Genomic DNA, 26,981 nt, shown 5'->3' on the forward strand with positions numbered 1-26,981 from the left:
GGGGGGGTACATAATAGTTAGACAAGTGCAAATATTAAGAAAAATAGGAAAAAGGAGGCAGAAAGACAGATGAGAAGAAAGTACTGGTGGCTGATGGTCGTCGCCCTGCTGGTGCTGGCCCTGGCGGTGGCCGGTTGTGGCGGTGGACAGGCGGACCAGGGCAAGCCGGCGCAGGAACAGAGCGCGGCTCCGTCCGGGGAAACAATTAAAATAGGTTTTCTGGGAGCCAAGACGGGCAACCATGCCAGTTATGGCATTGAGACGCTGAAAGGCTTGAAGATGGCGGCAGAGGATATCAACGCTGCCGGCGGGCTGCTGGGCAAGAAAGTGGAGATTGTGGAAGACGATCACCGCAGCAACCCCAGCGAAGCGGCCACGGTGACGCAAAAACTGATCAACAACAACAAAGTGGTGGCCATTGTGGGTGATCCCACCACCGGCATCACCAAAGTAGCCGGCAATATCGCCCAGCAGAGCAAAGTGGTGCTGCTGTCGGCCGGTGCTGTGGGACCGGGCGTAGTGGAGATTGGCGATTATATTTTCCGCGACACGCTGCTGGATGCACTGGCGGCTCCGGCGGTGACCAAGTACTGCGTGGAAACACTGGGCTGGAAGAAAGTAGCCCTGGTGACATCGGTAAATAACGATTACAGCGTGGGGCTGACCAAAATATTCAAGGACGCTCTGACCAAGTATGGTGCTCAAATAGTTATTGAACAGAGCATCAAAGACGGTGACCAGAACTTCAGCGCCCAGGTTACCAATATCAAGCAAAAAGCGGTGGATGGCATCGTCTTTACCGGATACTACACCGAAGGCGGCCTGTTCATGAAAGAAGTGCGCAAGCAGGGACTCCAGCAAGTCATGGTTGGGGGCGACGGCCTGCTTTCCCCCAAACTCTGGGAACTGGGCGGCACCGCGGTGGAAGGGAGCATGGTTTATACGGGATTCTATCCTGACCTGAACAATGCCGGCGAAAAGACCAGGGCTTTTGTCCAGGACTATCAAAAGTTGAATAATAGTGCTCTGCCCGACATGTTCTCGGCTCAGGGATACGATGCGGTTATGCTGATTGCCGATGCGATCAAGAAGGCTAATTCCGCTGATCCGTCTGTATTCAAGAATGAACTGGCCAAAACCCAGAACTGGCAGGGTGTAACCGGTACTATTTCATTTGGACCCAACCGCGAACCGGTCAAGAGTCCGGTTTTCCTGCTGGAAGTGAAGGATCAGAAGTGGGCGGTGAAGGCGGTAATTCCGGTCACCGCGCAGTAGGCGAAGGCTGAAAACAGGAGAGCATTGCGGCCATTGCGCTACCCGTAATGGCCGCACCGCTGTTTTTTTACTTTTGGGCAGCAGATAATTTATGAGGTGACAATTTATGTTCTGGCAGCAGCTGATCAACGGCCTTACGCTGGGAGCAACCTACGCCCTGATTGCCCTGGGCTATACCATGGTTTACGGAATTATTCAATTGATTAACTTTGCCCACGGGGAAATTTTCATGGTGGGGGCCTTTATCGGAGTACTGGCCATCACGGTATTAAAAGTAAATATCTTTGTGGCCATGTTTTTAGCCATGCTGGTGTGCATGGCTCTGGGCGTAACCGCCGAACGGATTGCCTATCGTCCGTTGCGCCGGTCCGACAGACTGGCTCCGCTGATTTCGGCTATCGGCGTAAGTATTTTTTTGCAAACCCTGATGACGGTTATTTTCGGTCCGCAGCCGCAGGCCTTTCCTGCGGTGCTGCAGGATGCTCTTTATACTCTGGGGCCGGTACAGGTATCCCGGGTACAGTTGATTATTCTGGTGGTGGCCAGCCTGCTCATGATCGGATTGCACCTGATTGTCAAATATGTCAAGATTGGCAAGGCCATGCGGGCGGCATCCGAAGATTATGATACCGCAGCCTTGATGGGGATCAATGTCAACCGGGTGATCTCTTTTACTTTTGCCCTGGGCTCTCTGCTGGCGGCAGCCGGCGGGGTGCTGGTGGGGATGTATTTCAACTCGGTATTCCCCCTGATGGGTGTGCAGGCCGGTTTAAAAGCCTTTTGCGCCGCTGTGCTGGGTGGTATTGGCAGCATTCCCGGCGCCATGCTGGGTGGCATTTTTCTGGGTGTGGCCGAAGTGCTGGGCATTGCTGCCGGGTATGGAGACTATAAAGATGCCGTTGCTTTTACACTGCTCATTCTGGTGCTGCTTTTCCGTCCCACCGGGCTGTTGGGACGACCGGTGCAGCGGAAAGTGTAGGTGAAGGACATGCTGGATTCGCTCACCCAGAATATCAACCCCTATTACCTGCAGGTGGCCAACCTCCTGGGTATATATATCATCCTGGCCCTGGGACTCAATTTGATTACCGGGGTTACCGGACAGCTTTCTTTCGGTCATGCGGCTTTTATGAGTATCGGTGCCTATACGGCGGCTTTGCTCACTCTGAAACTGCATCTGCCCTTTGTACTGGCTTTGCTGGCGGGGGGGGGCATGGCTTGCCTCTGGGGCGTGCTGATTGGTTTTCCCACCCTGCGCCTGACCGGTGACTATCTGGGTATTGCCACTCTGGGATTTGGTGAAATTGTTCTGGTCGTCTTCACCAATATGCAGATCACCGGCGGAGCCATCGGGCTGGCCGGTATCCCCCGCTATACCAACATATTTGTTGTATATCTTCTGGTGGGCATTACTGTATACTGTATGTACAGAATTCAGTACTCCCGTTTCGGACGGGCGCTGCTGGCCATTCGGGAGGATGAGATCGCCGCGGCAGCCATGGGCATAAACACAACTATTTACAAGGTGCAGGCCTTTGCCATCGGCGCTTTTTTTGCCGGCCTGGGCGGAGGGCTTTACGCGCATCTGTTGCAGTACCTCAATCCCAACGATTTTGGTTTTGCCCGTTCTTTTGAGATCCTCAACTTTGTTGTGCTGGGTGGACTGGGCAGCATTCCGGGTACCATACTGGGCACAGTTGTGCTGACCCTGGCTCCCGAGTTCTTGCGTTTCATTGCTGAATACCGGATGATGATCTACGGACTGCTGCTGGTAGTGATGATGATCTTCCGGCCCAATGGTCTGCTGGGCGGCGTGGATCTTTACCGGGCCATCAAACGCTACCGGAGCAAGCGGCTGGAAAGAGCGGCGGCCCGCGGTCTGTCGTCATCCTGAATTTTTGAGCAATGGAGAGTGAAAAAATGTCCTACTTGCTGGAACTGGACAGGGTGAGCATCAACTTCGGCGGCCTGCAGGCTGTGGACGAAGTGAGCATGCGCATTGAAGAAGGAAAAATCCGGGCTCTGATTGGTCCCAACGGGGCGGGTAAGAGCACCGTTTTCAACCTGGTTACAGGTATATACAAACCCACAGCGGGCCGGATTCTCTATCAGGGTCAGTCCATAGTGGGGCTGGGCCCCCATGCCATTACGGCGCTGGGTATAGCCCGTACGTTTCAAAACATCAGGCTTTTCGGGCGGCTGACTGTGCTGGACAATGTAAAAATAGGTTGTCATTGCCGCAGCCGCGGCGGCATGTGGGGAGCCATCCTGCGCTGGCCCGGAGTGAAGCGGGAGGAAGCAGAAATCACCGCCCGGGCGCTGGAAGCCCTGGAAATAATGGAGTTGGTGGACAAGCGGGATGAATACGCCCGGAGTCTCTCCTACGGTGAGCAGCGCCGCCTGGAGATTGCCCGGGCTCTGGCCACCCGGCCCCGCCTGTTGCTGTTGGATGAGCCGGCAGCCGGCATGAATCCGCAGGAAAAGCAGGTGCTGATGCAGATGATTCGCCGCATCCAGGATATGGGTATCACCATTTTCCTGGTGGAACATGATATGAAGTTTGTGATGAGCCTGTCGGACCGGATCACGGTGCTGGATTACGGTCGGCGGATTGCTGCCGGCACACCGGAGGAAATTCAGAGTGACCCGGCGGTGATTGCCGCCTATCTGGGCCAGGAGGTGTCGTACGGTTGATCCTGACAATCAGCGATTTGCATGTCAGTTATGGGGCCATTCGAGCGCTCAAAGGTATCAACTGTGAGGTGGCGGAGGGGGAGATTGTGGCGCTGATCGGGGCCAACGGGGCCGGCAAGAGCACCACCCTGCGTACCATATCCGGATTAATGCGGCCCCAGCAGGGAACCATTACCTGGCAGGGGCGGCCCATCAGTCGCTGTCAGCCGCACCAGATCGTAGAGCTGGGCATTTCCCAGGTCCCGGAGGGGCGCCGTGTCTTTGCCCGGATGAGCGTGCTGGAAAATCTGGAGATGGGGGCTTACAGCCGGCGCAGCCGGGCGGAGGTGCGGGCTGACATGGAAAGGGTTTTCGCCCGTTTTCCCCGCCTGGCGGAACGCCAGCACCAGCTGGCGGGGACACTGTCCGGCGGTGAGCAGCAGATGCTGGCCATCGGCCGGGCCCTCATGTCCCGACCCCGCCTGCTGCTGCTGGATGAACCGTCCATGGGCCTGGCTCCCATGCTGGTACGGGAAATATTTAACATTATTCAGGAGATTAACCGGGAAGGGACCACCATCCTGCTGGTGGAGCAAAATGCCCGTATGGCTTTAGCTGTGGCCAACCGGGCTTATGTGCTGGAAACCGGGGAAATTGTTCTGACCGGCCCTGCGTCCGAGCTGGTCAACGATCCGGCTGTGCGCAAGGCCTACCTGGGTGAAAACTAGTCTGGCTCCGGCGGGAGGTGCTGTCTGCGGCCCCGCCGGGTAGATCATATGGCCAGAGTGAAGGTGGTAACGTATATGCAGTCCTGTGATGCCGGCCGGCTGGCCGGTTATTTATTACCCGTGCTGGTTGTGCCCACGGGACTAAACATCAGGCAGGCCAGGCAACTGGCCGGCCGGAGCAAGGTGCTGGCAGTAAAGGAACAGCGTGTGCACGGACTGATTTCGCCTTTGCGACTGCACAGTTTGTCGGTTGAGCCCGGGACCGCCCTGGACGGCTTGATCTGTGGCGACTATCGCCTGGTATCGCCGGAAGTGCTGGAACAGCCTCTGGATGCCTGGCTGCTCGAGTTGATTCGCCAGCCATTGCTGGTAGGCGGGGAGGAGGAGTTGCTGGGAGCGATTTTTCTCGAACATGTGCTGCACTCTCTCTGGCAGATAATGCAGGAGCAAAGCAGTGTACTGAAGACACTCCTGGAACTGCTGGATGAGGCCATCTGCATAGTGGATTCCGGGGGCAGGGTGACGGGCTGGAACCAGGCCGCGGAAAAGATGTACAACTACAGCGCCCGGGAAATTACCGGCCAGAAGCTCAGCGATTATTTCTCCAATCTGGTGATCAGCAAGGTCATGCGCCGGGATGAGATAATTCGGGCCAATTATCACCGTCCCTGCCCCGATCGGCATGTGCTGATCAATGCCGCTCCGGTGAAAGTGGGCTCCAAAATTGTGGGAGGCATTTCGGTGGAAAAAGATATCAGCGAGACCGTTCAGCTCAGTCAGGAACTCAATTTGCGTACAGTGCGCCTGCAGGAACTGGAAGCGCGGCTTTCGCAAATCACGGTTCAGAACCAGCCCTGGCAGGATATCCGGGGTGGTCACGGCGGGCTGAAGGATGTGCTGGCCATGGCCCGGAGAATCGCCACTACGGATTCCACTGTGGTGATCAAGGGTGAACCGGGCAGCGGACGGGAACTGCTGGCCCGGACCATCCACCGGGCCAGCCGGCGCAGCCAGGCTCCTTTTGCCCGCCTGGACTGTGCCGGAGTGGGAGGAAAGCATTGGGAGGAAATGCTTTTCGGTGGGGCCAGGACACCCGGTATGCTGGACGAGCTGACGGGCGGGACGTTGTTAATCAGTTCGCTGGAGGAACTTCCGGTCGCTCAGCAGTACCAGCTGCTGCGACTGATGCGTGACGGCCGTTATATTTCAGCTTACGACGAGAAAGTGCACCGGGTGGATCTTCGCTATATTTTTTCCACGGCAGTGGATCTGGCCACACTGTACCACCGCGGGAAGCTGCGGGAGGATCTGTACCACCAGCTCAATGTGGTGGTGCTGGCCATGCCCCCTTTGCGCGAGCGCAAAGAGGACATCCCGGAGCTGTTCCAATACTTTGTGCGATATTTTGCCGGGCAGTACGGCAAGGCGATTCAGGGGTGGTATCCTCTGGTCATGTCGGCCCTGCTCAACTATGACTGGCCGGGCAATGTGCGTGAATTGCGTAGCGCCGCTGAACACATGGTACTGGTGACCACAGACAAAATCTTGCAGCCCTCCGACCTGCCTGCGTACCTTTCTCCGGCCGGGGAAATAATAGCAGTAGACGGCTCCTCGAAATTGTGGCTGGCTACCGAACAGGCCGAAAGGGATTTAATCAGCCGGGTGCTGCAGCAGACGGGCGGCAATCGCTCCCGGGCGGCCAGGGTGCTGGGGGTGCCCCGTTCTACCCTGTACTACAAGATGAAAAAGCTCAATTTGCTGTGAGGAGATCTTGACGAATAGCGCAAATTTGATTATTATTTACCGGTAATTGGCACTTTTTCAAACAAGGAAGGTGAAAAGATATGAAACTATATGATGTGATCATTATCGGCGGCGGGCCGGCCGGCCTCAGTGCCGGTATTTATGCCGCCCGGGCCAATCTGGATGCGGTGCTCATAGAGATGGGCATGACGGGGGGGCTGGCCGCCAGCACCGAGATGATTGAAAATTACCCCGGTTTTGAAAACGGTATCGGTGGCCCCGAGCTGGCCATGCAGATGGAAAAGCAGGCCCGCCGCTTTGGCCTGGAAATGATGTACGCCTATGTTTCCGGAGTGGACAAACAGGGTGACGATTTCATTGTTTCGGCTGATGAACAAAACTACAGGGCGCGAGCGGTGATCTTTGCTGCTGGTGCAAAACCCCGCTACCTGGGAGTGCCGGGTGAGAAGGAGTTTCACGGCCGTGGCGTATCCTATTGTGCTACCTGCGACGGGGCCTTCTTCCGGGAAAAGGTAGTGGCAGTGGTGGGTGGCGGTGATGCTGCGGTGGAAGAGGCGCTCTTTTTAACCAAGTTTGCCCGCCAGGTGTATGTCATTCACCGGCGCGAGCAGCTGCGGGCCACCCGGTATGTGCAGAACAAGGCCCGGGAAAACTCCAAAATTCAGTTTGTCCTAAGCAGTGTGGTCAAGCAGGTAAACGGCAATGAACTGGTACGTTCGGTGACTGTGGAGGATGTCTTAACCGGCCAGCAGCGCGAGCTTCCAGTAGATGGCGTTTTTATTTACGTGGGACACGAGCCCAGCACGGGCATGATTGCCCACCTGGTGGAAAGGGACGAACAGGGTTATGTAGTCACCGACGAGCAGATGCGCACCTCCTGTCCGGGCCTTTATGCCGCCGGTGATGTGCGGCACAAAACCCTGCGCCAGGTGGTTACGGCGGTGGCCGACGGGGCGATAGCCGCCGTGGAAGTGGAAAAATACCTCAGCCGGCGGGAACAGTGAGCCGGCAGACAACAAAAGGGTGGAACCAGCCGGGCGGGTACAGATGTGGTTGGGCCGGTAAGACCGGCTGTATTTTTTCTGTATCCGCCGGCCGGCAAAAAAAACAGCTGTATCGGCCGATACAGCGGAGAAAGGGAGAGGAGATTAGGTTGTTTGCCAAGCTTGTTGCTTTTATTGTAGCGGCAGCTGGCCGGAGGGAAAAGTGTTTGGCGGCAAGTGGTTAATATTCATTTGTCAGCGGTAAACGGTAGATGGGTGGTGTTCCGGTGAACCATTTACCGGCATATTAGGCACTGCGGAGTCAAAAATAAACCATCGGGGTGATTTATTATTCTTAATATAAAGAATATTTAGATAAGTAAACAATAAATTTACACGACAGACCGGGGCGGGGAGGGCTATAATAAAATTATGAGGGATGGCGGAAATACTGCCCGGCTTTAAACAATCAAATAGCCAGATAAAGGGGGAGCATGATGGACAGTCTGGAAAACTTGCTGGCCGGTCTGGAAAAGAGGCAGGTCCGAGCGCTGGCCAGGGCCATTTCCCATATTGAAGATGACGGTTGGTTCAGGGAAGGTCTGATCTCCTACTGTTACGCCCGGGGAGGTAGAGCGCATGTGCTGGGTGTAACGGGAGCACCCGGCGCCGGCAAGAGTTCCCTGGTGGACAGGATGGTGGCCTTGCTGCGGCGGCAGGGTAAGACGGTGGGGGTGGTGGCCGTGGATCCATCCAGCCCATTCTCGGGTGGAGCACTGCTGGGGGACCGGATTCGCATGCAGGATCATGCTACAGATAAAGGGGTCTTTATCCGCAGCATGGGCACGCGGGGCAGTCTGGGCGGACTGGCCTATGCTACCAAGGACGTGGTAAAAATTATGGATGCCTACGGTTTTGATGTGATTATTGTGGAAACCGTGGGAGTGGGGCAGGCGGAGCTGGATATCATGCATGTGGCCGATACTACGCTGGTGGTGCTTACTCCCGGGGCCGGTGATGCCATACAGACCATCAAGGCGGGAATTATGGAAATTGCCGATATCTTTGTGGTAAACAAGGCTGATCTGCCGGGAGCGGAAAAGGTGGTCAGCGAGATTGAGATGATGCTGGACATGAAATGCGAGCATAGCGCGTACCGCCCGCCTGTGGTTCTGGTCAGCGCTCTGGAAGCAAGGGGCGTGGAACAGCTGTGGCAGGCTGTGGAAAAGCATCTGGCGTACATGCAGGAGAGCGGCGTCCTGACAGCCAGGCGGGAGCAGAGGAGTGTCCGCGAGACCCTGGCTCTGGTCGATTACTTCTGGCACCGGCTGGTGGAAAACCAGTATCTCGGTCTGGCCAGCGTGAGCGGGCTGCTGGATCAGGTGAAAACCAGGCAGAAAGATCCTTACAGTGCCGCCCGCCAAATTCTTTCCCTGATTTTTAGCAGCCAGCAGGGCCGGGCAGACTGCGGAGCGGACCAGGTTGCCAAGAACCGTGAACTAAGTTAAAATATCAGGTAATATTAACCAATGGCGGGAGTGATGTTATGAAAATTACATTTCTGGGTCATGCCGGGTTTTATCTGACCGGATCCAGCAAGGTGCTGATCGACCCGTTCCTTACCGGAAATCCCCTGGCCAAACACAAACCGGAGGATTTGCAGCCCGATCTGATCCTGCTCAGCCACGGTCATGGCGATCACCTGGGTGACGCCGAGAGTATCGCCCAGAGCAGCGGTGCACTGGTGGTGGGGGTGTATGAAATGGCCTGCTACCTGGGAGCACGGGGACTCAAAACGCATGGTATGCACATTGGTGGCAGCCGCTCGTTTGATGGGGTGACGGTCAAGCTCACACCGGCCTGGCATGGCAGCAGTGTGCCGGGGCAGGACGGTGCAAGCCTGTATCTGGGGACACCGGCTGGTTTTATTGTGCAGATGGATGGAAAGACTGTATATCACGCCGGCGATACGGGACTATTCGGCGACATGGCCCTGCTGGGCCGCCGGCACAGCATTGATGTCGCTCTGCTACCCATAGGGGACAATTACACCATGGGCCCGGATGATGCTCTGGAGGCCGTTGAACTGCTCAGGCCGCGCCTGGTTATTCCCATGCACTACAACACCTTCCCCCTTATCGAGCAGGACGCCCATGCCTTTGCCGCCAGGGTAACCGGGCAGACCGGTGTGGCTGTGCAGGTACTGGCTCCCGGTGCCAGCGTGGAAATCTAGTTTTTACAGCAGCGGCCGGTAGCAACCGGCCGGTGTGTTCCGGACAGCCTGACCGCTGGCCGGGATGGAGGGAGTAAACATGACCGATCAACAGGATATCCGGGAAAAGGGCGAAATACTTCTGCAGCAGGTCTACGCCGCGCTGGACCTGCTGGGCAATGAGAAACTGGTGGATGCCAGCTGCCGGGCCTATCTGCACGGCCAGGTGTATGGTCTGGCCACCGCCCTGCGTATTTTTTTCCCCGGCCCCGGTAACCTGGGCGAGCAAGCCGCTCTGGCTCTGCGCCCGGTACTGACCGAACATAAATGCCAGTGTGACGGAGAGGATGACTAGACCACCATACCGAAAGCCCGGCGCTCCAGGACCAGTCCCCGCTGTGTACGGGTAAAAAAGGCCGTATGAAGATAGACAGCCGGGTGGGGAATGCCGGCCAATTCGGACGGGTCGGCGGGTAGCCCGTTCAGGTACAGGAAGGTGGCACAGCCTTCTGCGGGAGCCAGGTTCTGCAGTCTGGCTGTCGGGCCGTCCGCCGCAGCAATAAAATATACCCTGTGGTAGGGGAAATCATTCTGCGGCTCGGCCAGGCTAATAACGAAGCCCTCCCGGTCGGGAATCAGTTGGCGGGGTTTTAACCCGCGGCTTTGCAGATGAGATACTACGGGTAGCAGATGGCTCAAAAGCAACAGTGAGCGATTGCTGCTCAGCAGTTCGGCCAGTTCATTGACCGGCGGCAGCGCGGGGTGTAGCTGCCGGATGTGGAAACCCAGTTCGCTGGTGAGCACGGCGGCTTCTCCGGGGTAATAACGGCCGCTCAAATCAGCAAAAACGGTATCCTCCTGGGCCTTGTACCACCAGTAGGCCAGCAGGGGGATATTTTTTATGTCGTCCCGGCAGTCCCGGCCGAAAGCGTCGGCCAGGCTGGTTTCCTTCAGCCTGTCTACGGCCTGCTGGAAAAAAGTTGGAGACATGATTTCTTCCAGAGTGGTCAGGGCGCTCCGGGTTGTCTGCAAGTCGGCCTGGAACCGGAGCCGGAAAAACTCTTTCAGCAACGTTTCCCACCTCTAATTTAATTCTAACATGCGTGTCAAATTATCGGGGCAATTCATATTTTAAAATAGAACGTTCCCGGGAAACGTTTCAAGTCTGTTATTTTGAAGGGAGGAAGCAGCAGTGAGTGATACCCTGGCTGCCAAATTGAAGGATTGTGGTCACGTGCCGTTCTTGCTCTGCGTCTTGTTTTTCTTCTTCGCCGTAGCCCTATTCGCTTGCGGGTGGATTTCGGGCTGCGTGGCCGGGGCCATTATTTTCCTGGGTCTGGCTATTTGCTGCTGTGCAGCCTGCTAAAAAAATATTTCATGGAGGCCGGGAGAGGGCTACACCTTTCGTGTAGCCCTTTACTCCAAATTGGTTGTAAGTGGTGAATTTGCCGGGGGCTGGAGACAAATTTGCCGGCAAAGGATGTGGTCGAAAATGGTTAATCATCAGCCGGACAGGCAACTGGACGATGTTTTGGCCAGGATGCTGCGCCGGGTGGAAGAAATCCGGCAGGAAAGAGAGATGAACCTGCAGCAGACCAGAGAGGCTGTGCAGGTGCTGGGGCGGATGTCCGGAGTGCTGGCCGAGCTGGAAAATCAGAAAAAGCAGGAAGCCATGCTGGCCCGGCAGCTGGATCAGGTGGCCCAGCGTCTGGCCAGAAGTTCCGGAGCATGGAGCGACCGGCCCAGAAGCAGCGTAAACCTGAAACAAATTATTGGCGGGATTAAGGCTACCGGGCAGATCATTGAAACGGTTGCCGGAAGCTTTCAGAATATGATTGACAGCGTGAGCAACATTGTCACCAGCATGGGCATGGGTACGGGTGACCGGGCGGTGCGGGGCGCGGAAGTCAAAAAATCCAGCCTGGACCTGGGCGGTATTATCAATACCATGCAGGGCCTGGTACAGTCACTGGCGGCCAACCAGCCCGGGGGCGGCCCGGCCCAGGAGGAAAAGCCAACAGCGTATGGAACAGTGAAGGGTGATGAGAGCAGTGCGGCGCCTGTGGTCAAAGCCGTGCCGGTAACCAGTGAAGAGGCCTGATGGCCATAAAAAATCAGGGCCCAGTGCAAGCCCTGATTTTCATTTTTACCTGCGCTGTATTTGACCGGCCAGCATCTGGTTGATGGTGCCCACCATCTGCTCCAGGGCGGCGACCTGCTCGGGGGGCAGGGAGTTTTTGAGCAGGGCGAAGGTGGTATTGATTAACTGGCTCAAGGTGGCCGGGTCGTATTTTTTAATCATTTCGGAGAGAACGGCTGGATCAAAGTTCTGGGCCATACTCTGCAGGGGTTGTGGCAAATTATGCACATCAATAGGTAGTTTTTCCAATTAATTCGCCTCCTGTGCAGTTTTGTATTTAAATTATGCACTACCTGTATTTTTGTGTACTATTTGTTTTATTAATTCAATAAAAATTTAGGGGGTGATAAAAATGGAATATCAGGAAAGTATCAGCCGTCTGGCTGCCGAAATAGAAAAGATACAACAGGAAGGTAAAAGAACACACGAGCATAACCAGAAACTGCTGGCCGCTCTGGAACGCCTTACAGCGGACATGGAAGTGCTGGCCCGGAAAAAAGAACAGGAAAAGGAGCTGATGGACAAACTGAACCAGGTCAGCGCCGCTTTGAGCAACCTGCTGGAAAACGAACACAGTTTGTCTCCAGCCGGTTGGGAAGAAAATTTGCGCCGCATTACACGTCAGATTGCCCTGGTGGGGCAGATTATCAGCCTGGTGGCCGGCAGCGTCCAGATGGCCCTGGACACAAAAAACAAGAACCAATCCGGGGCAGAATAAAGTTTAGTCTCGCTCCGGGGGAGGAAAAACAGATCCGTGACAGAATTTATGATCTACATGCCGGAGGTAGGAGTGAGATTGTTTGCTGGAGCAATATGTGGCGCTGGATGTGGAGACGACGGGAACCAATCCCCAGTCGGACAGTTTGATTGAAATTGCCCTGTTGCGGGTGGAAAAGGGACAGGTTGTGGCTACCTATCAGTCCCTGGTCAATCCCCGCTGTCGCCTGCCGCTGAAAATTAAACACCTGACCGGTATTAGCGATGAGATGTTACAAAACGCACCACTTATTGAGCAAATTTTGCCGGAAATAACCGATTTTATAGGAAATCAGCCGCTGGTGGGGCACAGCGTGCTTTTTGATAAAAGTTTTCTGGAAAATGCCCTGGGCCATGCGCTGGGTAATACATTGTATGATACCTGTGAACTGGCCCGCTTTTTGCTGCCCGGGGCGACCAGTTACCGGCTGGCGGATCTGTGTCAGATGCTGGACATGCCGGTGTTGGGTGCGCACCGGGCGGCAGCCGATGCCCGGGCGGCGGTGTATTTATGTGAGCACCTGGTGCGGCAGGCCGGGCAATTGCCCGGCGCGGCGCTTAAGGAGCTGGCCCGGTTGCTGGACAGGGCCGGTTCGGCCTGGGCTCCTTTGCTCCTCTCTCTTCTGCCCCGGGCGGCGGACGGCCCTTTGCTGGCCGGCCCGGAAGTGGTCAGCCGGCGCCCGTACAGGGCCGGCGAGGACGAGATGCTGGATTTGGTAGAAATTACCGCTGCTTTTTCACCCCGGGGTGTACTGGCGCGCCGGGTGGCCCAATTTGAATTCCGGCCCCAGCAGCAGCACATGGCCGCCTGTGTGGCCCGGGCTTTTAATGAAAAAACCATCCTGTTGCAAGAGGCGGGCACCGGTACGGGCAAATCCATGGCTTACCTTTTGCCGGCGCTGTACTGGCTGTCTCGCAACAACAGCCGGGTGGTGGTAGCCACCCGCACTTTGAACCTGCAGGAGCAGCTGTGGGACAAAGATGTTCCCGCCCTGCTGCAGGCGCTGGAAATGGATGTGCCTGTGGCGCTGGCCAAGGGCAGACAGAACTACGTTTGTTTGCGTCGCTGGCGGGCGGTACTGCAGGAAAACAACCTGCTGCCCGAGGAGGCGGCCTTTTATGCCCGGGTGCTGGTCTGGCTGCTGGAAAGCCGCACGGGAGATCGCTCCGAGCTGAACCTGAACTGGCAGGAGGCGGAATTCTGGGGGCAGATCTGTGCCGAGAGCGATTCTTGTGCCGGAAGCCGGTGCGCTTATTTTAATGAAAATTGCTATGTCATGCAGGCCAGGCGTGCGCTGGAGGCCGCGGGGTTGATCATTACCAACCATGCGCTGTTGTTTGCCGATCTGGCCGCCGAGTTTAAAATCCTGCCCGCTTACGGGCCTCTGATCATTGACGAGGCCCACCACCTGGAAGATGCGGCCACGGAACAGCTTTCCCGGCAAATTAGCTATCGCGGTTTTGGACGCTGGCAGGTGGTGCTGGCCAGATTGCTCGGCCATTTCGGCAAAATGGTGCCACCCCGGGAACAGCAAAAGTGGTTGCAGCTAAACCACAAACTGAACGAAAACAGAAACCGGCTGCGGGAGTACGGGGAGAGCTTTTTCCGTGCCCTGGTGCACAGCTGCCGGCGTTACGCCCGGTCACAGGAAGGTCGTCTGGTGTTGCGCCTGACTCCCGAGATCATGCATGAAATTCCCGGCTTGCCTCTGGCCGATTTCAGCAACCTGCTTTTCGTCTTGCGATCCATCGAGGAGGCTGGCCGGGAGCTGGAGCGGCTTTTGCTGGAATTGAGCGAAATTGATGAAGCCTGGGAAAAGCACTATCTGGAATGGCAACGCTTGCTGGCGGATCTATCGGCTCTGTCAGCCGATCTGGAGTTCATCTTCGGCTGCACCTCGGAAGAATATGTGTACTGGGTGGAGTGCGGCGGCGATGCAGAAAAAATGTTCTGTGTGCTGCAGGCAGCTCCGGTTTTTGTGGGCCACCAGATCCACCAGTACCTGTTTGCTGCCGGCAGGGCCGTGGTGTTGACGTCGGCTACTCTGACGGTGGGAGGTTCGTTTGAGTATTTCAAGAGCCGGGTGGGTCTGGACCGGGTGGAGCAGGGCCGCCTTGCTCAGTATACCGTTCCGTCCCCTTTTCACTATCCCGAGCAGGCGCGGATTTACATAGTCAGCGATCTGGCCCAGCAGGGCGAGCAGGTACAGGAGAGCTATCTGGATCAGCTGACCCGTTCTTTGCAGGAAATTATCGCTGTCACCCGGGGTCGCACCCTGGTACTCTTTACCTCTCATCGCGCTCTGAAAGAGGTGTACTGGCGCCTCCTGCCCCGTCTGGAAGAGCAGGATATCTACCTGCTGGGTCACAACATCGACGGCGGGCGAACCAGGCTGCTGGAGGAATTCCGGCGCAACAGCCGCAGTGTGCTGTTGGGCAGCGCCAGCTTTTGGGAAGGGGTGGATCTGCCCGGCGATACTTTGCGCTGTGTGGTTATTGTTAAGCTGCCTTTCTGGCCGCCAGGTATGCCCATTATCAAGGCCCGGATGGAGGAGCTGGAGGGGCGGGGGGTATCCAGTTTTTACAATTTCAGCCTGCCGCAGGCCATCATTCGTTTTAAGCAGGGTTTTGGTCGCCTGATTCGCACGGCGCGGGACCGGGGGGCGGTGGTGATCCTGGATGGTCGCCTGGTGGAAAAAAGATATGGTCGCCTTTTTTTGCAATCCCTGCCGCTGCAGGATTATTACCACAATACGACTGCCGCAGTGTGCCGGGACATGAAGGCCTGGCTACAAAAATAAACACTTCTCACACGGGCGCAATCATGCTAAAATAATCTGTGCATTGGATGCTGATATGACTGTAGGGCAGGAGGTTGCATATGAAAGGGGAAAAATTCCCCATTGCCCTGGCCGGGGTTCCCTACCTGGCTGTACTGGGCCTGTTCACTGTGGGAGCGTATTTTCTGTATAAACCACTGGCGGCTCTTTTTGGTTTGCTGTTTCTTTTTTGTGCCTTTTTTTTCCGCAATCCGCCCCGCCGTATTCCCGGTGACGAGGGGATTATCCTTTCCCCGGCCGACGGGGTGGTCCTGAGCGTTGATGACCTGACCGAAGAAATGTTTATTGGTGGTCCGGCCCGGCGGGTGAGTATCTTCCTGTCCATTTTCAACGTGCATGTCAACCGTTCCCCTCTGGACGGTGAGGTCAAATACCTGCACTACCGGCCGGGCAAGTTTTTGCCGGCGTTTAAGAGCCATGCTTCTGAACTTAATGAAAAAAATTTCATAGGCATAGAAGCGCCGCACCTGCGGGTTCTGGTCACCCAGGTCACCGGTTTTATCGCCCGGCGGATTGTATGTTATGTGCGCTGCGGGGATGTTTTGCGACGGGGACAACTGTTCGGTCTGATCAAGTTCGGATCGTGCACCGAGCTGTATGTGCCCCGGCATGTGGAAGTGTGTGTGCGGCCGGGGGACAAGGTCAAGGGTGGCGAAACAGTGATCGGGAGGTTTACTGCATGACCAAAAAGATTATAGCCAGCGCCATAACCAGTGCCAATCTGCTGGCCGGTGTGCTGGCGCTGGTTAATATCCTGGGCAGTAGCCCCCGCTATCAACTGAGCGCCTTTATGATCCTGCTGGCGGCTGTGCTGGACGGGCTGGATGGCCGGGTGGCCAGGCGCCTGGGCATTGCCTCGGAGTTTGGCAAAGAGTTGGATTCGCTGGCCGACCTGGTTTCTTTCGGAGTTGCTCCGGCCATGCTGTTCTACGGGCTGGGGCTGGGTGAACTGGGCTGGCCCGGCCTCCTGGGGGTCTTGCTGTTTGTCCTGTGCGGGGCCCTGCGCCTGGCCCGGTTTAATGTGTTAAATATTAAAACTTATTTTCTGGGCGTACCTATTACCATTGCCGGTTCTCTGGCAGCTCTGCTGGCCCTGATCAGTTTGTCTCCCTATGTTACCCTGCATCTCAATATGATGCTGGCCTTTCTGCTGTTGCTTTCCTGGCTGATGGTGAGTAAAATAAAAATACCGAAATTTTAAATTTGTCTTCGCCCCAGGCACACTTTGTTTCCCTCCTGAATAGAATAAAGGGGAGAGCACTGTGTGGGGGTGAATGGACTTGCGGGTCTACTTTTTCCGTTTACCGTCTTTTCTCAGGGCATTGTTCCTGAAAGTGTGGAAATAAAAAATGCATAATTCCCGGAGCAGGGAGTGCGCTAAAGCACTCCCTTTTTACATTTTTCGATGATACTGGACAGATCTTTTTCTGCTAATAAAAAGGATAATTATTCTGCTTGTAGAAATGAATTAGCTATTGGCGAAATAGAATGAAGGACGAGGTGTGCTTTCGATGTCAACGGCAGAAAATTTGACCGCGAACTGGCCGGAGAGACGGCGATTTGTGTCCCGGCTCAGGGAAGCCAGCGGGCAGGCCGTGGAGAAGTGTTATCAGTGCGGCAAGTGTACGGCCGGATGTCCCATTGCCCCCTTCATGGACATTGTGCCCAACCGGGTCATGCGCCTGGTGCAGCTGGGGCAGGAAGAAGAACTCTTAAGGGCCCAGTCCATCTGGCTCTGTGCCTTTTGTTCTACCTGCAGTGTGCGCTGCCCGCGTCAGATTGAGGTGGCCAGGGTTATGGACACCCTGCGCATCATGGCCGGTCAGAGGGGTATTCAGCCGCCGGGCCGGGCCAGAAGGGTGTCGCTTTTCTACCGCAATTTTCTGGCCTCGGTGGAGTCCAACGGACGCCTTTTTGAATTCGGAGCCATGCTGGGCTACAATCTGCGCAGCGGGCATCCTTTTCAGCAACTGGATGCCGGACTGGCCATGCTTAAAAGGGGCAAGCTGAAGTTTTTGCCGGAACGGCCAGCCGGACAGAAAGAGATAAAAAAAATATTTGCCAGAATACGTGAGTTGGAGGGGAAAGATTAATGCGCTGGGTTTACTATCCTGGTTGCTGCTATCATACCAGCGCCCGGGAATATGATCAGTCCACCAGGGTATTATGCCAGAAACTGGGTATAGAACTGGTGGATGTGCCGGACTGGAACTGTTGCGGTTCCACGGCGGCACACGGAACCAGCCATCTGCTGGCCCTTTCTCTGGCTGCCCGCAATTTAGTAAAGGCAGCCGGGATTGGTCGTGAGGTGATGACTTCCTGTGCCGCCTGCTACCAGCGTTTGGCCTGGGCCAACTACGAGTTAAACCGGGATGTCGCTCTGCGCCGGCAGGTGGAGGATGTGTTGGAAAACCCGGTGCCGGAAGAGATGCGGGTGCTGAGCAGTCTGGACATGATGCTGGAATACGGTACCGGGCAACTGGCCGAACGGGTGGTTAAACCCCTTGCGGGCATCAGGGCGGCCGCGTATTATGGTTGTCTGCTGGTCAAGCCCCACCAAATCGGCACCGACGATCCGGAAAATCCGGGCAAGATGGACCGGTTGCTGCAGGCGGTGGGCGCCAGTACGGTGGAATGGCCGTTCAAGACCGAATGCTGTGGTGCCTCCCTGGCGGTTACCAATGAGGACATCGTGGTGTCCCTGACGGCAAGAATTATCGGCAGTGCCGTGGAGGCGGGGGCCAACTGTATTGTTACCGCCTGTCCGCTCTGTCACTTCAACCTGGATTACCGCCAGGCCCAGATTGCCGCCCGGCTGGGCAAGAGCTACCGCATTCCGGTGTTTTATTTCACCCAGCTTCTGGGACTGGCGGTCGGTCTGCCGGCTCCGGCCGTCAGCACCCACACTCATTTTGTGGATACGGCGGACCTGCTGGCGGCTGTATAGGGAGGGACGGCGAGATGCGTAAAATTGGTGTATTTGTGTGCTGGTGCGGCTCCAACATCGGCGGGGTGGTTGATGTCCCGCAAGTGGTGGAAGCGGCCCGGGCCATGCCGGGTGTGGCCTGGGCGGTCGACTACAAGTATATGTGTTCCGAGCCGGGCCAGGAGCTGATTATCCAGGCGGTTAAGGAGCATGGATTGCAGAAAGTGGTGGTAGCTTCCTGCTCCCCCCGGCTGCACGAGGCTACCTTCCGCAAGACCCTGCAGCGGGCCGGTCTCAATCCCTATCTGCTGGAAATGGCCAACATCCGGGAACATTGCTCCTGGGTGCACCAGCATGATCGAGCGGCGGCTACGACCAAGGCCATTGAGCTGGTCCGGCGGGCCGTGGCCAAGGCGGCCCGCCTCACCCCGCTGCAGGAGGGAACCATTCCGGTGACCAGGCGGGCCCTGGTGATCGGGGGCGGCATCGCCGGTCTGCAGGCGGCCCTGGATATTGCCGATGCCGGCTTTGAGGTGGTGCTGGTGGAAAGGGAACCTTCCCTGGGCGGGAAGATGGCCATGCTGGATAAAACCTTCCCTACCCTGGACTGTTCGGCCTGTATCAGCACGCCCAAGATGGCCCAGGCCGCCCAGCATCCCCGGATCAAGGTTTTCACCTATGCCGAGGTTGTGGACGTGCAAGGGTATGTGGGCAATTTCCAGGTGGCCGTCAAACAAAAACCCCGTTTTGTTGACCACGGCAAGTGCACCGGCTGCGGGATGTGCTGGGAAAAGTGTCCTACCCGGGTGCCCTCGGAATATGATCTGGGTTTGGGACAGCGCAAGGCTATCTATCTGAGTTTTCCCCAGGCCGTTCCCAACAAGCCGGTGATCGACAGCCAGAGCTGTCGTTTCCTCACCAGTGGCAAGTGCGGAGTGTGCCGGAAGGTATGCCCCACCGGAGCGATTGATTTTGAACAAAAAGAAGAAATGCACCGGCTGGATGTGGGAGCCATTGTCATGGCTACCGGCTATGATCTATTTCCCTGGGCGGAACATTACAGCGAGTATGGAGCGGGGGCATATCCGGACGTGATTACCGGTTTGCATTTTGAGCGTCTGGTCAACGCCGCCGGTCCTACCGGGGGCAAGATTGTCCGCCCGTCCGATGGCCGGGAGCCGCGCAGCGTGGTTTTTGTCAAATGCGTGGGATCGCGGGATGAAGCAAAAGGCAAGTCGTATTGTTCCCGGGCCTGCTGTATGTACACGGCCAAACACGCTCACCAGGTGCTGGAAAAAATCCCTGGAGCACAGGTCTACATTTTCTATATGGATGTGCGCACGGCCGGGAAAAACTACGAGGAGTTTTATAACCAGGTGCAGAGCGAGGGAGCGCAGTACATTCGCGGCCGGGTTTCCAAAATATATCAGCAGGACGACCAGCTGGTGGTATTGGGGGCGGATACACTGGCCGGCCGGCCGGTGCAGATAACCGCCGATCTGGTGGTTCTGGCCACCGCCATGCAGCCGGCGGCCGGTTCCGGCAGCCTGGCCCAGCTGGTGGGTTTCACCTGCGACCGTGACGGCTTCTTCCTGGAAGCCCACCCTAAACTGCGTCCGGTGGAGACCAGCACGGCCGGCGTGTTCCTGGCCGGAACCTGCCAGGGCCCCAAAGATATTCCGGATACGGTTTCCCAGGCCGGTGCCGCGGCCGCCAAAGCCATTGCCCTGCTGGCCCGGGATGAGCTGGTGGCCGAGCCCATGGTTTCCCGGGTGGAGGAAAGTATGTGCTCGGGATGTCTGGAATGTGTATCTGTCTGTCCGTACCGGGCTATTGAAGGCATCACTGTTCAAGAACGCAGCCACGGCCGGGAAGTGACCCGCCGGGTGGCGCGGGTGAATACCGGGCTTTGCCAGGGTTGCGGCGCCTGCAATGTGGCCTGCCGGGCCGGTGCGGTAAACACACTGGGTTACAATGATGAACAATTGCTGGCGGAGGTGGACGCCCTGTGTCAATAGAAACGGATCGAGTACAGAGCTCAGCACAGCAACCGGCCGGTGAGTGGCAGCCCAGGATTATCGGCTTTTGCTGCAACTGGTGCAGCTATGCGGGAGCCGACCTGGCCGGGGTGAGCCGCATGCCCTATCCGGCCAACATCCGCATTATTCGTGTGCCCTGCTCCAGCCGGGTCAATCCGTTGCTGGCTCTGCGGGCGCTGCAGAAAGGTGCCGATGCCGTACTGGTCAGTGGCTGACATCCGGGTGACTGCCACTATGTTAGTGGCAATTACTATACCCGGCGGCGTTTTCAGATCTTTCGCCGCCTCCTGGATTTTACCGGGATAGATTCCCGCCGGCTCACCGTGCGCTGGATCAGCGGGGCCGAGGGGGCCAAATTTGCCGCTACAGTGCGGGAACTGGTGGAAAAAACGCTGGAACTGGGGCCCAATCAGAAAATGAGGGATGAAAACCTATGAAGGATATAATTGAGGCAATGCGCCGCAAGGCGGCCCAGCTTTTATCTGACGGAACCGTGCACCTGGTGATCGGTTATGGTCAGGGCAGCATGGCCGGCGTCAGCCGGCCGGTATTCATCTCCAGGCCGGAGGAGGCTGAACAGCTCACCTTTGACCCATTTTGCGCTCCCAGCCTGGTCAAATATTTGACCGATTATGCCAGTGCTCCCGGCCGGGTAGCCATCTGTGTAAAAGGTTGTGACATGAGGGGCATCAACCGTTTGATCACAGACGGCCTGGTGGCCAGGGAAAATCTATATTTGCTGGGAATCAGCTGCCAGGGACTACTGGATCCGGCACTGGTTGAACAGGTGCCCGGGGATGCCCGGATCAAGGACATCGAAGTAACTGCCGGGGCTGTAATGCTGCATCTGGCAGGCGGTGAGAAACTCCGCTTGGAGCTGCCCGGCAGCTGGCGGGAAAAATGCCTCCGCTGTGCCGGGCCGCTGCCGGAAGGCTGTGACTGTCTGATCGGTGAAAGCAGTGTGGTGCCTTTGGCCGCCGATAATTTTGCCGACCTGGCGGAGCTGGAGAGCATGAGCCTGGCCGAGCGGGGCGCCTACTGGGATGCCTATTTTGCCCGCTGCCTGCGCTGCTATGCCTGTCGCCAGGTCTGTCCGGCCTGCACCTGCCGCAGCTGCGTATTTGATCGCCAGAGTCCGCCCTGGGTGAGCAAAAAGGCCAGCCTGGGTGAGAACACGGTTTTTCATCTGACCCGGGCCTTCCATGTGGCCGGGCGCTGCGTAGACTGTGGTGCCTGCCAGCAGGTTTGTCCGGTGGGTATACCGGTGCATTTGCTGAATCGCAAAATGATCAAGGACATGAGCGAACTCTACCATATTCCAGTCAACCAGCTGGTAGCTGGCGGCTCCGGGGCGCTGGGCAGCTTTGACCGGAGTGATCCGGAAGAATTCATGTAGAAAGGGGCCTTACAGGGTGAACAAGTACTTTCTGGCCAAAGAAAATTTGCCCCGGCTCTGGGAAATGATCATGGCCGGCAGCTGTCTGGTGGCCCCGCGGCAAACATCTGACCGCAGGTACCTGTTTGTGCCTGTGCAGTCGGTTTCTGAAGTGGCTGCGGAATACACCAGCAGCCACCTGCCGCCTAAAAATTATTTATTCCCCCAAACCCAGGCCATGTTCTTGTTCCAGCAGGGGAAAGGGGAACTGCAGGTGGCACCGGCCGGTGCGGGTGGCCGGACTGTGCTCTGGGGAGTGCGTCCCTGTGACCTGCAGGCGATCAAAGCACTGGATCCGGTTTTTTCCGGCGATTATCCCGATCCTCTTTACCAGCAGCAGCGCCAGAGCACATTGCTGGTGGGCCAGGCCTGTGACAGGCCCGACGCCCGCTGTTTTTGCACCACTTACGGCTTTGGCCCGGACAGCCTGGAGGGGGCTGACATCATGCTGTACCCCTGTGCGGATGGTTTCCTGCTGTCCACCGGTTCGGAGCGGGGGGAAGAGGCGCTGGCCGGTTGGCGGACCCTGCTGCAGCCCGTCCGGCCGGAACAGGAACAGGAGAGTGGGAGAATACTGGCTGATGCCCGGCGGGCGGTCAAGAAGCTGGACCTGGACGGTGTCAAGGAATGGCTGGACAACAACTTCCAGTGGCCGTACTGGCAGGAACTGGCCCGCCGTTGTCTGGGATGCGGCATTTGCACCTATGTGTGCCCCACCTGTCACTGCTTTGATATTTTTGACCACTGCCGCAATCAGGCGGAAGGGGTACGTTACCGGGGCTGGGACAGCTGCATGTTTGCCGACTTCACCCTGATGGCCGGCGGGCACAATCCGCGGCCCGACCGGGCCTCCCGGCTGCGCAACCGCTTTATGCACAAGCTGAAATATCATCTGGACCGGTACCATCTGGCCGGATGTACCGGCTGTGGGCGCTGTGTACGGCTGTGTCCGGTGAATATTGATATCCGGGAAATCATTTGCACCATAAAGGAGGTGGCCGCACGTGAGTAACTGCCGCTGCGGGGCTCCTCTGGTGCCGGCGCTGGCTACCATTCAGGACATTATTGATGAAACGCCCGATGTCAAAACTTTTCGCCTGGTTTTCCAGGATCCGGCGGTGCAGGAGTCTTTTCGGCAAAAACCCGGTCAGGTGGCCCAAATATCGGTATTCGGTGTGGGCGAGGCCACCATATCCATCACTTCTTCCCCTACCAGGCGCGGCTTCCTGGAGTTCAGTATCAAAAAAGTGGGCCGTCTGACCGGTGTGTTGCATGAACTGGAACCGGGTTGTCAGGTGGGCATCCGGGGACCCTATGGCAATCACTTTCCCTATGAGCAAATGCAGGGGAAGGATCTGCTGTTTATCGGAGGCGGTATCGGTCTGGCGCCGTTGCGTTCGCTGATTGACTACGTCCTGGCTCCCGAAAACCGGTCGCAATACGGTAGTGTGGACATTATCTATGGTGCCCGTTCAGCTGACGACCTGTGCTTTAAGCACGATCTCTTCCAGAACTGGCCACAGCAGCCCGGCACGCGGGTGTTTACCACTATCGACCGGGCTCAGGAAGGCTGGACGGGTCATGTGGGGTTTGTTCCCGCCTACCTGGAGGAACTGTCCCCCTCTCCGGACAACCGGGTGGCCATCACCTGTGGTCCGCCCATCATGATCAAGTTTGTTCTGGCTGGTCTTTTGAAGCTGGGCTTTACTCCCCGGCAGGTGGTGACCACGCTGGAAATGAAGATGAAGTGCGGCATTGGCAAGTGCGGCCGCTGTAATATCGGCAGCAAATTTGTGTGTCTGGACGGACCGGTCTTTACCCTGGAACAGTTGCAGGAACTACCGCCTGAATTTTGATATTTGGCTAAAAACAAGTAACCTGCCGTGGGAGAACAGCAAGCCGCGGCGGGTGTTTTGCTCTTATTTGATGATAATTCTTCCTTTATAACTTTTCTTTCCGCACCTGAACCTGCTTGCCCCACAGGATGCTGATCACCCGGCCGGTGGTTTCCGGGTCGCCGCTGGTGAAAAACAGCTCTGTTCCTGTGGTAGCAGTGGTGCGCTGCAGGTCGTGCTGCTGCAGCACTCTTTGCACCTGGCGGGCGACGGCCTGGCCGGTGTCAATCAGCCTGACCCCGGGCCCACAGATCTCCTGCACCGCTTCCCGTAAAAAAGGATAATGTGTGCAGCCCAGGACGATGGTGTTCACTCCAGCGCTGAGCATGGGGGTCAGGTATTGCTGCAGGAGCAGGCGGGTGGCCGGGGCACCGGCCTGGCCGCTTTCCACCGCTTCCACCAGGCCCGGGCAGGGCTGGGTGTAGACGGTGACGCCGTTGCTGTACTTTTCCAGCAGGGAGTGGAAGCGGTCGCCGTTGATGGTTACGCCGGTGGCCAGCACGCCGATTTTCCCATTCCGGGTGGCCAGGCTGGCCGGTTTAATAGCCGGTTCCATGCCCACAATGGGGACAGTGAACTGCTGGCGCAACAGATCCAGGCCGGCAATGGAGGCGGTGTTGCAAGCCACCACAATTATTTTGGCCCCCCGGGACAGTAGAAAGCGGCAGATGGCTGTGGAACGGGCATTGATCTCCCCGGGAGTTCTGGTGCCGTACGGGCAATAAGCGGAATCGGCAAAATAGATGATATCTTCGGCCGGCAGCAGGCGGCGGATCTCTCCTGTCACCGAGAGCCCCCCTACCCCCGAGTCAAAAATGCCTATGGGACGCTGTCTGGTCAACCTCCAACACCTCGTGTCTATTTCCGCCGCTGGTAGCGGGTGAATAAACCTGATAGAATAACAGCAGTAACCACTCCCAGGAACATGCCCAGCGTATCATTGAACTGCAGGACCACCGACCAGTAGTAATAGACGGTCACGGCTGCCGTGGTGGTGAGAAACATACTGACAGTACCGGAGCGCATGAAAATATCCTCGTGGCAGAACTGGTGGGATGACTGCCCGATCAGTGGCGCAGTGTGGCCACCAGCCGCTGGGGCTTAAGCAGCAAATCCAGGGCGTGATGGATGCTCTTGACCACAATGTCGGCATTTTGTAATGATTTCACACTGGCTCCCTCGTCCTCCAGTACCAGTATACCCAGGGCGGCACTTTCCAGCATCAGGTGATCGTTGTAACCGTTGCCCACAGCCGCCACTGCCTGCTGTCCCAGGCTGGCGACGTATTCCTGCTTGATCCGGGCCCCATCCCCGGGAGGCAGAATGGTAATTTGGCCCTGGATGTTCCGGCACTCCGCCTGCACCCGGCCAAAAGTATCGGCGGTCAGAATATGTACAGTGAGCAAGGTAGCCAGCTGATTCAGTTTTTCGGCCACGCCGGGCAGTAACAGGCCGTCCACGGCCATAGTGCCGTTGTAATCCAGTACCAGGTGATCAATGGTCAGTTTTCCCCTGCCGGGGATGTGTACATCAATCACCAGCCAACCCTCCCCGCTATTCCTTATTTTGGAAGTAAATAGCTACAGGTATATACTATCACATTATTAGCTTATTGTACAAGCCAGTACCCGGTGATTATCCCCCGGTCCGCAGGGGCTTGAGCCGGTAAAGAATTTGTGGAGGTGGTATAGTGTCATACCAGCAACAAATTGAGCAGGTGCTGGCCCGGATTGCTGAATTGAAAAAGCGCTGGCCGGCGCACACGCCGCGCCAGTCCATGGTGGAGGAACTGGAGGAGCTGGAGGAGGAGCTGGAACGCTTGCAGGAGCTGGCCCATTCCTCAGAGAACGAAAAATGATATATATATTGCAAAATATGTAACGGTACATGTTATGAAATAAATATCCAATAATTTAGTGAAATATAATAAATAAACATCAATAAATAACCAATATCTCGATAAATTGCTAAATACATCACTCCCGCCGGTTTGACTTGGTTAATTACCTGGTTATAGACTGGTAGGGAGTATATTTTTTTATTTTCAGGGAGGGGTAGGCCTCGTGAGTGAAGCTTTGGAAGCGAAAAAACTGGATCCCGGTTTCTTGAGTGAAGTGGTATCCAGGGCCTGTACCAACAAAAACCGGCTTGATCTGTATAACTGCCTGGCCTGCGGTATGTGCAGCGTGGGCTGTCCATACAATGGTGTTCATGATCATGCCGACCCGCGCAAATTCATCCGTCAGCTGGTGCTGGGTATGCGTGATGAGGTGCTGAATTCCACCTTTATCTGGGCCTGTACCCAGTGCGGTCGCTGCACCATGGAGTGCCCCATGGGTGTGGAAGTGATGACCCTGGTGCGCACCATCCGGGGTAACTTCGGCCTGCGGGCACCGGGATTTTTGCAGGATGTGGTGGACGCCCAGATTAAGACCGGCAACCAGATGGAGGTTACCAACGAGGATTATCTGGACACCCTGCAGTGGATGGAAGAAGAACTGCAGGCCGAGGTGGGCGATCCCAACGCGCGCATTCCCATTGACAAGGAAGGGGCGGAGTTCCTGTTCCTCTGGGACCCGCGGGAGATCAAATACTATCCGCAGGATGTACAGAGCATCGCCAAGATCATGTGGTATGTCGGGGCGGACTGGACCTGCAGCAGCCGCTGGTGGGACGCCACGCACTATGCTCTGTTTAATGGTAACGATGAGGAAGCGCGTATTCTTACCCAGCGCTATGCCGAAGAGGTAAAGCGGCTGAAGGTGAAAGAACTGGTGGTGACCGAGTGTGGCCATGCCACCCACGCCAACAAGTGGGGTCCCAAAGTATGGTTGGATAAGGATAACGATTACCCGGTCAAGAGCATCATTGAAAAATACGTAGAATGGTTTGAGGCCGGTTTGCTCAAGGTGGACAAGACCAAGAACACCGAGCCCATCACTTTGCACGACCCCTGCAATACTGTGCGCAAACAGGGCCTGGGGGATGCCATCCGCTACGTGTTGAACAGGACCGTGATGGATTTCCGGGAAATGAATCCCCACGGGGTGATGAATTACTGCTGTGGTGGCGGTGGCGGACTCCTGGCCATGGGCAGCGACATTTATCCCTACCGCATGGCCAAGGGCAAGCTGAAAGCCGATCAGATTGCCGCTACCGGCTGCAAGCTTGTGGCCTGCCCCTGCCATAACTGTTTCGACCAGTTAAATGACATCATTAAGTACTACAAGCTGGAGGGTGTCAGGGTAATACACCTGCACCACCTGATCAGTCATGCCTTGATCCTGGAAGAAAAACCTCAGCGCTAACTGGATC

30 protein-coding genes are annotated in these 26,981 nt (G+C 56.6%); 25 read left to right on the forward strand and 5 right to left on the reverse strand.

What is annotated here, in order from left to right; translation table 11 throughout:
• Nucleotides 1-69: 69 nt before the first annotated feature.
• The 10 genes from ACUVTU_RS02275 (at nt 70) to ACUVTU_RS02320 (ending at nt 9,990) form a co-directional block, all read left to right on the forward strand.
• Nucleotides 70-1,275, forward strand: coding sequence for an ABC transporter substrate-binding protein (locus ACUVTU_RS02275; protein WP_445888345.1), 1,206 nt, complete (start codon nt 70-72; stop codon nt 1,273-1,275).
• 106 nt (nt 1,276-1,381) lie between these two features.
• Nucleotides 1,382-2,254: a branched-chain amino acid ABC transporter permease gene (locus ACUVTU_RS02280; RefSeq protein WP_445888346.1), complete on the forward strand. Its 873-nt coding sequence runs from the start codon at nt 1,382-1,384 to the stop codon at nt 2,252-2,254.
• 9 nt (nt 2,255-2,263) lie between these two features.
• The gene (locus tag ACUVTU_RS02285; RefSeq protein WP_445888392.1) at nt 2,264-3,169 is read left to right on the forward strand and encodes a branched-chain amino acid ABC transporter permease; all 906 of its coding nucleotides are present in this window, start codon (nt 2,264-2,266) and stop codon (nt 3,167-3,169) included.
• Nucleotides 3,170-3,195: 26 nt separating this feature from the next.
• Nucleotides 3,196-3,969 carry an ABC transporter ATP-binding protein gene (locus ACUVTU_RS02290; protein ID WP_445888347.1) on the forward strand — a complete coding sequence of 258 codons (774 nt, stop codon included), beginning with the start codon at nt 3,196-3,198 and terminating at the stop codon, nt 3,967-3,969.
• The gene (locus tag ACUVTU_RS02295; RefSeq protein WP_445888348.1) at nt 3,966-4,676 is read left to right on the forward strand and encodes an ABC transporter ATP-binding protein; all 711 of its coding nucleotides are present in this window, start codon (nt 3,966-3,968) and stop codon (nt 4,674-4,676) included. The genes ACUVTU_RS02290 and ACUVTU_RS02295 overlap by 4 nt, the downstream gene beginning before the upstream one ends.
• A 75-nt stretch (nt 4,677-4,751) precedes the next feature.
• A complete protein-coding gene (locus ACUVTU_RS02300) occupies nt 4,752-6,440 on the forward strand; it encodes a sigma-54 interaction domain-containing protein (RefSeq protein WP_445888349.1) in 1,689 nt (562 codons plus the stop codon).
• 80 nt (nt 6,441-6,520) lie between these two features.
• Nucleotides 6,521-7,444, forward strand: coding sequence for a thioredoxin-disulfide reductase (trxB, locus tag ACUVTU_RS02305; RefSeq protein ID WP_445888350.1), 924 nt, complete (start codon nt 6,521-6,523; stop codon nt 7,442-7,444).
• A gap of 473 nt (nt 7,445-7,917) precedes the next feature.
• On the forward strand, nt 7,918-8,931 hold the full coding sequence (gene meaB / locus ACUVTU_RS02310) for a methylmalonyl Co-A mutase-associated GTPase MeaB (protein WP_445888351.1): 1,014 nt from the start codon (nt 7,918-7,920) through the stop codon (nt 8,929-8,931).
• Between the two features lie 38 nt (nt 8,932-8,969).
• On the forward strand, nt 8,970-9,656 hold the full coding sequence (locus tag ACUVTU_RS02315) for a metal-dependent hydrolase (RefSeq protein ID WP_445888352.1): 687 nt from the start codon (nt 8,970-8,972) through the stop codon (nt 9,654-9,656).
• Nucleotides 9,657-9,735: 79 nt separating this feature from the next.
• Nucleotides 9,736-9,990: a hypothetical protein gene (locus ACUVTU_RS02320; RefSeq protein ID WP_445888353.1), complete on the forward strand. Its 255-nt coding sequence runs from the start codon at nt 9,736-9,738 to the stop codon at nt 9,988-9,990.
• On the opposite strand, the gene ACUVTU_RS02325 is transcribed toward ACUVTU_RS02320, so the two are convergent.
• Nucleotides 9,987-10,706, reverse strand: a complete 720-nt coding sequence (locus tag ACUVTU_RS02325; protein ID WP_445888354.1) for a hypothetical protein — start codon at nt 10,704-10,706, stop codon at nt 9,987-9,989. The genes ACUVTU_RS02320 and ACUVTU_RS02325 overlap by 4 nt on opposite strands.
• A gap of 121 nt (nt 10,707-10,827) precedes the next feature.
• Between ACUVTU_RS02325 and ACUVTU_RS02330 the strand changes: the two genes are divergently transcribed.
• Together ACUVTU_RS02330 and ACUVTU_RS02335 are read left to right on the forward strand one after the other, a co-directional pair.
• A complete protein-coding gene (locus ACUVTU_RS02330; RefSeq protein ID WP_018085907.1) occupies nt 10,828-11,001 on the forward strand; it encodes a hypothetical protein in 174 nt (57 codons plus the stop codon).
• A gap of 126 nt (nt 11,002-11,127) precedes the next feature.
• Nucleotides 11,128-11,736 carry a hypothetical protein gene (locus ACUVTU_RS02335; RefSeq protein ID WP_445888355.1) on the forward strand — a complete coding sequence of 203 codons (609 nt, stop codon included), beginning with the start codon at nt 11,128-11,130 and terminating at the stop codon, nt 11,734-11,736.
• Between the two features lie 45 nt (nt 11,737-11,781).
• On the opposite strand, the gene ACUVTU_RS02340 is transcribed toward ACUVTU_RS02335, so the two are convergent.
• Nucleotides 11,782-12,024, reverse strand: a complete 243-nt coding sequence (locus tag ACUVTU_RS02340; RefSeq protein ID WP_445888356.1) for a hypothetical protein — start codon at nt 12,022-12,024, stop codon at nt 11,782-11,784.
• Between the two features lie 103 nt (nt 12,025-12,127).
• On the opposite strand from ACUVTU_RS02340, the gene ACUVTU_RS02345 reads away from it, so the two are divergent.
• The 11 genes from ACUVTU_RS02345 (at nt 12,128) to ACUVTU_RS02395 (ending at nt 23,627) form a co-directional block, all read left to right on the forward strand.
• Entirely contained in the window at nt 12,128-12,493 is a 366-nt protein-coding gene (locus tag ACUVTU_RS02345; RefSeq protein WP_445888357.1) for a hypothetical protein, read from the forward strand.
• 82 nt (nt 12,494-12,575) lie between these two features.
• Entirely contained in the window at nt 12,576-15,332 is a 2,757-nt protein-coding gene (locus ACUVTU_RS02350) for a helicase C-terminal domain-containing protein (protein ID WP_445888358.1), read from the forward strand.
• Nucleotides 15,333-15,412: 80 nt separating this feature from the next.
• Nucleotides 15,413-16,054 (forward strand): phosphatidylserine decarboxylase family protein, encoded by a 642-nt coding sequence (locus ACUVTU_RS02355; RefSeq protein ID WP_445888359.1) that lies wholly within the window; start codon nt 15,413-15,415, stop codon nt 16,052-16,054.
• Nucleotides 16,051-16,572 carry a CDP-diacylglycerol--serine O-phosphatidyltransferase gene (gene pssA / locus ACUVTU_RS02360; RefSeq protein WP_445888360.1) on the forward strand — a complete coding sequence of 174 codons (522 nt, stop codon included), beginning with the start codon at nt 16,051-16,053 and terminating at the stop codon, nt 16,570-16,572. The genes ACUVTU_RS02355 and pssA overlap by 4 nt, the downstream gene beginning before the upstream one ends.
• 361 nt (nt 16,573-16,933) lie before the next feature.
• Complete coding sequence (locus ACUVTU_RS02365; RefSeq protein WP_445888361.1) at nt 16,934-17,464, forward strand: 4Fe-4S dicluster domain-containing protein; 531 nt, start codon at nt 16,934-16,936, stop codon at nt 17,462-17,464.
• Nucleotides 17,464-18,318: a CoB--CoM heterodisulfide reductase iron-sulfur subunit B family protein gene (locus ACUVTU_RS02370; protein ID WP_445888362.1), complete on the forward strand. Its 855-nt coding sequence runs from the start codon at nt 17,464-17,466 to the stop codon at nt 18,316-18,318. The genes ACUVTU_RS02365 and ACUVTU_RS02370 overlap by 1 nt, the downstream gene beginning before the upstream one ends.
• Nucleotides 18,319-18,332: 14 nt before the next feature.
• Complete coding sequence (locus ACUVTU_RS02375; protein ID WP_445888363.1) at nt 18,333-20,315, forward strand: 4Fe-4S binding protein; 1,983 nt, start codon at nt 18,333-18,335, stop codon at nt 20,313-20,315.
• Complete coding sequence (locus tag ACUVTU_RS02380; RefSeq protein WP_445888393.1) at nt 20,312-20,773, forward strand: hydrogenase iron-sulfur subunit; 462 nt, start codon at nt 20,312-20,314, stop codon at nt 20,771-20,773. The genes ACUVTU_RS02375 and ACUVTU_RS02380 overlap by 4 nt, the downstream gene beginning before the upstream one ends.
• Complete coding sequence (locus ACUVTU_RS02385) at nt 20,770-21,732, forward strand: 4Fe-4S dicluster domain-containing protein (RefSeq protein WP_445888364.1); 963 nt, start codon at nt 20,770-20,772, stop codon at nt 21,730-21,732. The genes ACUVTU_RS02380 and ACUVTU_RS02385 overlap by 4 nt, the downstream gene beginning before the upstream one ends.
• A gap of 16 nt (nt 21,733-21,748) precedes the next feature.
• On the forward strand, nt 21,749-22,783 hold the full coding sequence (locus ACUVTU_RS02390) for a 4Fe-4S dicluster domain-containing protein (protein WP_445888365.1): 1,035 nt from the start codon (nt 21,749-21,751) through the stop codon (nt 22,781-22,783).
• Nucleotides 22,776-23,627: an FAD/NAD(P)-binding protein gene (locus ACUVTU_RS02395; protein WP_445888366.1), complete on the forward strand. Its 852-nt coding sequence runs from the start codon at nt 22,776-22,778 to the stop codon at nt 23,625-23,627. Before ACUVTU_RS02390 ends, ACUVTU_RS02395 begins: the two co-directional genes overlap by 8 nt.
• An 85-nt stretch (nt 23,628-23,712) precedes the next feature.
• Here the strand turns inward: ACUVTU_RS02395 and murI are convergent, their stop codons facing one another.
• Genes murI through ACUVTU_RS02410 form a run of 3 tightly spaced genes read right to left on the reverse strand, consistent with a single transcriptional unit; the run spans nt 23,713 to nt 25,204 of the window.
• Nucleotides 23,713-24,507 (reverse strand): glutamate racemase, encoded by a 795-nt coding sequence (gene murI / locus ACUVTU_RS02400; protein WP_445888367.1) that lies wholly within the window; start codon nt 24,505-24,507, stop codon nt 23,713-23,715.
• A gap of 17 nt (nt 24,508-24,524) precedes the next feature.
• A complete protein-coding gene (locus tag ACUVTU_RS02405; protein WP_445888368.1) occupies nt 24,525-24,692 on the reverse strand; it encodes a hypothetical protein in 168 nt (55 codons plus the stop codon).
• 41 nt (nt 24,693-24,733) lie between these two features.
• Nucleotides 24,734-25,204 carry an HAD family hydrolase gene (locus ACUVTU_RS02410; protein ID WP_445888369.1) on the reverse strand — a complete coding sequence of 157 codons (471 nt, stop codon included), beginning with the start codon at nt 25,202-25,204 and terminating at the stop codon, nt 24,734-24,736.
• A gap of 152 nt (nt 25,205-25,356) precedes the next feature.
• On the opposite strand from ACUVTU_RS02410, the gene ACUVTU_RS02415 reads away from it, so the two are divergent.
• Together ACUVTU_RS02415 and ACUVTU_RS02420 are read left to right on the forward strand one after the other, a co-directional pair.
• Nucleotides 25,357-25,524 carry a histidine kinase gene (locus tag ACUVTU_RS02415; protein ID WP_445888370.1) on the forward strand — a complete coding sequence of 56 codons (168 nt, stop codon included), beginning with the start codon at nt 25,357-25,359 and terminating at the stop codon, nt 25,522-25,524.
• Nucleotides 25,525-25,729: 205 nt separating this feature from the next.
• The gene (locus ACUVTU_RS02420; protein ID WP_445888371.1) at nt 25,730-26,974 is read left to right on the forward strand and encodes a (Fe-S)-binding protein; all 1,245 of its coding nucleotides are present in this window, start codon (nt 25,730-25,732) and stop codon (nt 26,972-26,974) included.
• Nucleotides 26,975-26,981: the final 7 nt, after the last annotated feature.

The sequence above is a fragment of the Desulfurispora sp. genome (assembly GCF_052744395.1).

Bases quoted from the DNA above. Each gene is read 5' to 3' on its own strand.
- ACUVTU_RS02275 (WP_445888345.1), top strand. From the start codon at position 70: ATGAGAAGAAAGTACTGGTGGCTGATGGTCGTCGCCCTGCTGGTGCTG.
- ACUVTU_RS02335 (WP_445888355.1), top strand. From the start codon at position 11,128: ATGGTTAATCATCAGCCGGACAGGCAACTGGACGATGTTTTGGCCAGG.
- pssA (WP_445888360.1), top strand. From the start codon at position 16,051: ATGACCAAAAAGATTATAGCCAGCGCCATAACCAGTGCCAATCTGCTG.
- ACUVTU_RS02320 (WP_445888353.1), top strand. From the start codon at position 9,736: ATGACCGATCAACAGGATATCCGGGAAAAGGGCGAAATACTTCTGCAG.
- ACUVTU_RS02345 (WP_445888357.1), top strand. From the start codon at position 12,128: ATGGAATATCAGGAAAGTATCAGCCGTCTGGCTGCCGAAATAGAAAAG.
- ACUVTU_RS02370 (WP_445888362.1), top strand. From the start codon at position 17,464: ATGCGCTGGGTTTACTATCCTGGTTGCTGCTATCATACCAGCGCCCGG.
- ACUVTU_RS02280 (WP_445888346.1), top strand. From the start codon at position 1,382: ATGTTCTGGCAGCAGCTGATCAACGGCCTTACGCTGGGAGCAACCTAC.
- ACUVTU_RS02405 (WP_445888368.1), bottom strand. From the start codon at position 24,692: ATGCGCTCCGGTACTGTCAGTATGTTTCTCACCACCACGGCAGCCGTG.
- ACUVTU_RS02315 (WP_445888352.1), top strand. From the start codon at position 8,970: ATGAAAATTACATTTCTGGGTCATGCCGGGTTTTATCTGACCGGATCC.
- meaB (WP_445888351.1), top strand. From the start codon at position 7,918: ATGATGGACAGTCTGGAAAACTTGCTGGCCGGTCTGGAAAAGAGGCAG.
- ACUVTU_RS02385 (WP_445888364.1), top strand. From the start codon at position 20,770: ATGAAGGATATAATTGAGGCAATGCGCCGCAAGGCGGCCCAGCTTTTA.
- trxB (WP_445888350.1), top strand. From the start codon at position 6,521: ATGAAACTATATGATGTGATCATTATCGGCGGCGGGCCGGCCGGCCTC.
- ACUVTU_RS02290 (WP_445888347.1), top strand. From the start codon at position 3,196: ATGTCCTACTTGCTGGAACTGGACAGGGTGAGCATCAACTTCGGCGGC.
- ACUVTU_RS02355 (WP_445888359.1), top strand. From the start codon at position 15,413: ATGAAAGGGGAAAAATTCCCCATTGCCCTGGCCGGGGTTCCCTACCTG.
- ACUVTU_RS02285 (WP_445888392.1), top strand. From the start codon at position 2,264: ATGCTGGATTCGCTCACCCAGAATATCAACCCCTATTACCTGCAGGTG.
- ACUVTU_RS02300 (WP_445888349.1), top strand. From the start codon at position 4,752: ATGCAGTCCTGTGATGCCGGCCGGCTGGCCGGTTATTTATTACCCGTG.
- ACUVTU_RS02375 (WP_445888363.1), top strand. From the start codon at position 18,333: ATGCGTAAAATTGGTGTATTTGTGTGCTGGTGCGGCTCCAACATCGGC.